This window comes from Bradyrhizobium sp., assembly GCF_035273305.1.
In the GTDB taxonomy this organism is placed as follows: domain Bacteria; phylum Pseudomonadota; class Alphaproteobacteria; order Rhizobiales; family Xanthobacteraceae; genus Bradyrhizobium.
Window position 1 is genome coordinate 1 of sequence record NZ_DATEPI010000120.1, and the last position, 4538, is coordinate 4538.

5 protein-coding genes and 1 pseudogene are annotated in these 4538 nt (G+C 60.6%); 5 read left to right on the plus strand and 1 reads right to left on the minus strand.

Annotation, left to right across the window (positions count from 1 at the left end; translation table 11 throughout):
• The first annotated feature begins 35 nt into the window (after positions 1-35).
• On the plus strand, positions 36-605 hold the full coding sequence (locus VJV58_RS08110; protein ID WP_324136830.1) for a sugar transferase: 570 nt from the start codon (positions 36-38) through the stop codon (positions 603-605).
• A gap of 9 nt (positions 606-614) precedes the next feature.
• Here the strand turns inward: VJV58_RS08110 and VJV58_RS08115 are convergent, their stop codons facing one another.
• Entirely contained in the window at positions 615-893 is a 279-nt protein-coding gene (locus VJV58_RS08115; RefSeq protein ID WP_324136826.1) for a hypothetical protein, read from the minus strand.
• 299 nt (positions 894-1192) lie between these two features.
• On the opposite strand from VJV58_RS08115, the gene VJV58_RS08120 reads away from it, so the two are divergent.
• The 4 genes and pseudogenes from VJV58_RS08120 to VJV58_RS08135 all read left to right on the plus strand — a co-directional run.
• On the plus strand, positions 1193-2368 hold the full coding sequence (locus VJV58_RS08120) for an ABC transporter substrate-binding protein (RefSeq protein ID WP_324136827.1): 1176 nt from the start codon (positions 1193-1195) through the stop codon (positions 2366-2368).
• 145 nt (positions 2369-2513) lie between these two features.
• The gene (locus VJV58_RS08125; protein WP_324136828.1) at positions 2514-3383 is read left to right on the plus strand and encodes a branched-chain amino acid ABC transporter permease; all 870 of its coding nucleotides are present in this window, start codon (positions 2514-2516) and stop codon (positions 3381-3383) included.
• Between the two features lie 8 nt (positions 3384-3391).
• On the plus strand, positions 3392-4423 hold the full coding sequence (locus VJV58_RS08130) for a branched-chain amino acid ABC transporter permease (RefSeq protein ID WP_324136829.1): 1032 nt from the start codon (positions 3392-3394) through the stop codon (positions 4421-4423).
• Positions 4420-4538 (plus strand): annotated as a pseudogene (locus VJV58_RS08135) (ABC transporter ATP-binding protein); the annotation flags it as partial. The gene VJV58_RS08130 and the pseudogene VJV58_RS08135, both read left to right, overlap by 4 nt.

Genomic DNA, 4538 nt, shown 5'->3' on the forward strand with positions numbered 1-4538 from the left:
AAAATGTTTGTGCCGATCGTTTGGTTGATCGAAAGATGAAGCGAGCGCTCGACGTCGCGACCTGCGCGTTGTTCGTTGCGCTTTTCTGGCCGGTGCTTTTGGCGATCATCGTCGCGATCAAGCTTCACAGTCCGGGCAAGGCGATCTTCGCTCAGCCTCGCGTCGGACAAAACGGCCGCCTTTTTACATGCTACAAATTGCGCACCATGTATTCGGGCACGGCCAACCTCCCGACGCACCAGGTACAAGCATCGGCCGTGACTTCCCTCGGCGAGATTCTCCGGCGATTCAAGATCGACGAGCTTCCGCAGCTATGGAATGTGCTGCTCGGAGATATGAGCCTGGTCGGACCCAGGCCTTGCTTGCCGTCGCAGACCGAATTGGTCGAGGCGCGGAAGCGATTGGGTGTCTTTGCCGTACGGCCTGGCATCACCGGGTTGGCGCAGGTCAGCGGCGTCGATATGTCGGATGCCAATCGGCTCGCCGAAATCGATGCGCAATATGTTCGCACCCAAAACTTTGTTGGAGACCTGAGGCTGGTCTGGGCCACCTTGCGAGGGCAGGGGGTTGGAGTCGATCAGGTTGTCCGTAGCGGCAATACGTAACCGTCGCGATCAATACAACGCCCCCGCTGACGGCGAACGAACGTCCCCACCTTCATTCTTCGACGCCGCCGGTTCGAGACGCTTCCTTTCCCGCTCTCTCATGAACTCGTCGTATTTGGCGGTGCCAGGCCGGGGCGGCGCGTCGGCCGGCAAGCCTCCCGCCCATTGAGGAACATAGTCGCCGATCCCGTCGGCGAGCTTCTCGTTGATGGTGCCGCAGGCGCTGAGGCTCAGCGCGAAGAGCGCAAACGCCGAGAGCAGTGCAAGGCGAAGAGGGGTTGGCGGCATCGCAATGTCGCAAGCTGTTCAATCGGGAGCACACAAATGGGAGATGTCTCTACCGCGAAAGAGACAACAGTGAGTTCTCCATTGTAGGTATTATAATACAGCGGGTGGTTTATCACCAGCAATTCCATCTTTTCAGCCCGGCCCGCCGTCGATCGGACAGAATTCGCCGATGTGCGAGATTGACATCCTCGCGCGGTTCAGACGCCATGCCGCGCCATACAGGGCCGAACAATCCGGCTAACATCAGCCAAGGGCCGGGGACACGGTTCGAGGCACGAAATCGATCAGGGAGAGCGTTCATGTTGGTTCGTACTAAGCTGTTGTCGCTGGCTGCGGCCGGTCTCGCGATCGCCAGCGCCGCAGCGGCAGCGCAAGCGCAGGAGACCGTCAAGATCGGGTTGATCCTGCCAATGACCGGCGGGCAGGCCTCGACCGGCAAGCAGATCGACAATGCGGTCAAGCTTTACATGCAGCAGAACGGCGACACCGTGGCCGGCAAGAAGATCCAGGTCATTCTCAAGGATGACGCGGCGGTCCCGGACAACACGAAGCGGCTGGCCCAGGAGCTCATCGTCAACGACAAGGTCAATTTCATCGCCGGCTTCGGCGTCACGCCGGCGGCATTGGCCGCCGCGCCTCTGGCGACGCAAGGCAAGATCCCGGAAATTGTGATGGCGGCGGGTACCTCCATCATTACCGAGCGGTCGCCCTACATCGTTCGGACCAGCTTCACGCTGGCGCAGTCCTCGACCATCATCGGTGATTGGGCCGTCAAGAATGGCATCAAGAAAGTCGCGACGCTGACCTCGGACTACGCTCCCGGCAACGACGCGCTGAACTTCTTCAAGGAGCATTTCACCGCGGGCGGCGGCCAGATTGTCGAAGAGGTCAAGGTACCCTTGGCTAATCCCGATTTCGCGCCATTCCTGCAGCGAATGAAGGACGCAAAACCAGACGCCATGTTCGTGTTCGTGCCAGCGGGCCAGGGCGGCAACTTCATGAAGCAATATGCCGAACGCGGCCTCGATAAGTCCGGCATCAAGGTAATCGGCCCCGGCGACGTCATGGACGACGATCTGCTCGACGGCATGGGAGATGCGGCGCTCGGCACCGTCACAGCGCATTTATATTCCGCGGCCCATCCCTCAGCGATGAACAAGGCGTTTGTCGCCGCCTATAAAAAGGCGTTCAACTCCCGTCCCGGTTTCATGGCCGTCAGCGGCTATGACGGCATTCACCTGATCTACGCGGCGCTGAAAAAAACCGGCGGCAAGACCGACGGCGACGCTCTCGTCGAGGCCATGAAAGGGATGAAATGGGAAAGCCCGCGCGGTCCGATCTCGATTGATCCGGAAACGCGCGACATCGTGCAGAACATCTACATCCGTAAAGTGGAAAAGGTCGATGGCGAACTCTATAACGTCGAATTCCAGACGTTCGAGGCCGTCAAGGACCCAGGCAAGACGAAAAAGTGAGATCGACGCGGAGAGGCGGGCCTCATTTTGAGGAGCCCGCCGCTCGGCCGGCGTCTCGAGGGATGGGGCTGGCGTCGAGCGAAGCCCGCGTGTTTCGAGACGCGGCGGCGACACCGCTCCTCATCAGCATGAGGGCTTTCAGCGAATGACCACGCTGTTCACCATCCTGTTCGATGGCGTCGCCTACGGCATGCTGCTGTTCGTGCTCGCCTGCGGGCTGGCTGTTACCCTGGGGCTGATGAATTTCGTCAATCTCGCGCATGGTGCGTTCGCGATGGCGGGCGGTTACGTGTGTGCGGTACTGGTTAATCAGGCCGGTTGGCCGTTCTTCGCTGGTTTACCGTTGGCCTTCGCAGCCAGTGCGGTCATTGGCGCGGTGCTGGAGCGTTTGCTCTATCGGCACCTTTACGCCCGCAGTCACCTTGATCAGGTGCTGTTCACCGTCGGTCTCGTGTTCATGTCGGTGGCCGCGGTCGATTACATCATGGGATCGTCGAGGGTGTTCATCAAGATTCCGGAAGCGCTCGAAGGCCAAATCGATTTCTTCGGCGTCGGCATCGGCCGCTACCGGCTGATGATCATCGTGATCTGCGGGCTGCTCACCGTGGCGCTGCAACTCGTGTTGGCGCGAACCCGCTTCGGCAGCCGATTGCGGGCGGCGGTGGATGATCCGCGCGCCGCCAGCGGCCTCGGCATCAACGTGCCACAGGTGTTCGCATTCACTTTCGCGTTCGGTTGCGGGCTCGCCGGCCTTGGCGGCGCGCTGAGCGCGGAAATTCTGGGACTGGATCCATATTTCCCGCTCAAGTTCATGATCTACTTTCTGATCGTGGTGACCGTCGGGGGCTCATCCAGCATCACCGGTCCGTTTCTGGCTTCGCTTCTGCTTGGCATCGGGGACGTGGCCGGCAAATACTATGTGCCGAAGCTCGGGCCCTTCGTGATCTACACCATCATGATCGTGATCCTGATCTGGCGGCCAAACGGCCTGTTTGGCCGTACTGCCGCGCGTTGAGCACGGCAATGAGAACGCCAGCCGATGTCGGACATAACGCCAGGCAGCACGCGCGCTGGCGCGCAGCCGAGATCGTGTTCTGGGTTCTGGCGCTTTCCTGCGCCTTCCTGTTTCCCTCTCGATACCTGATCATGACGGATGTTGTCCGGCTGGCGTTGTTTGCCCTCTCGCTGGACCTGATCCTCGGCTACGCCGGGATTGTTTCGCTTGGCCATGCGGCGTTCTTTGGCGTGGGCGCCTATTCCGCCGGGTTGATGGCTCTGCACGGGCTTGTCACCGAACCTGTCGTCGCGCTGGTTTTGGCGGGCCTCGCCGCCACGGTGCTTGGTTTTGTCACCAGTTTTCTGGTGATCAGGGGCGTCGACCTCACTCGGCTGATGGTGACGCTCGGCATTGCGTTGCTGCTGGAAGCGTTGGCGGAGCGATTTTCTAACCTCACCGGCGGCACCGATGGGCTGCAGGGCATTGAGATGCAGCCCATCCTCGGCCTGTTCACCTTCGACATGTTTGGCAAGGTCGGTTTTTTCTATTGCCTCACCGTGCTGTTTGTATTGTTCCTGTTGGCGCGACGGATCGTGCATTCGCCGTTTGGGCTGTCACTGCGCGCGATCAGAAACAATCCCCTGCGCGCCGCCGCAATCGGTATTCCCGTCAACAAGCGGCTGGTTGCGATCTACACGCTCGCCGCTTTCTACGCCGGGATCGCGGGCGCGCTGTTCACTCAAAGCACCGCACTCGCCTCGCTTGACGTCTTCTCGTTCGAGCGCTCGGCCGATCTGATGCTGGTGCTGGTGATCGGCGGCACCGGCTATCTGTACGGAGGCCTGATCGGCGCCTTGGTGTTTCGAATGCTGCAGGAAGTGTTTTCCACCATCACTCCGCAGTATTGGCAATTCTGGATCGGTTTGGTGCTGGTCATCATCGTGCTGGTCGGTCGCCAGCGCATGCATCGCTGGGTCCTGTGGGCGCCGAACCTCATCATCCGCCACCTCGCGGGGCGCAAGGCCGCCGTTGCCGTTCCCGAAAGCGATGCGCCATGACCTTAGCGCTGGAAACGCAAGGACTGGAAAAGCAGTTTGGCGGCCTCAAGGTGACGCGGGATCTTTCGCTCCGCGTCGAGCAGGGCGCCCGGCATGCTTTGATCGGGCCGAACGG

Bases quoted from the DNA above. Each gene is read 5' to 3' on its own strand.
- VJV58_RS08110 (WP_324136830.1), top strand. From the start codon at position 36: ATGAAGCGAGCGCTCGACGTCGCGACCTGCGCGTTGTTCGTTGCGCTT.
- VJV58_RS08115 (WP_324136826.1), bottom strand. From the start codon at position 893: ATGCCGCCAACCCCTCTTCGCCTTGCACTGCTCTCGGCGTTTGCGCTC.
- VJV58_RS08120 (WP_324136827.1), top strand. From the start codon at position 1,193: ATGTTGGTTCGTACTAAGCTGTTGTCGCTGGCTGCGGCCGGTCTCGCG.
- VJV58_RS08125 (WP_324136828.1), top strand. From the start codon at position 2,514: ATGACCACGCTGTTCACCATCCTGTTCGATGGCGTCGCCTACGGCATG.
- VJV58_RS08130 (WP_324136829.1), top strand. From the start codon at position 3,392: ATGAGAACGCCAGCCGATGTCGGACATAACGCCAGGCAGCACGCGCGC.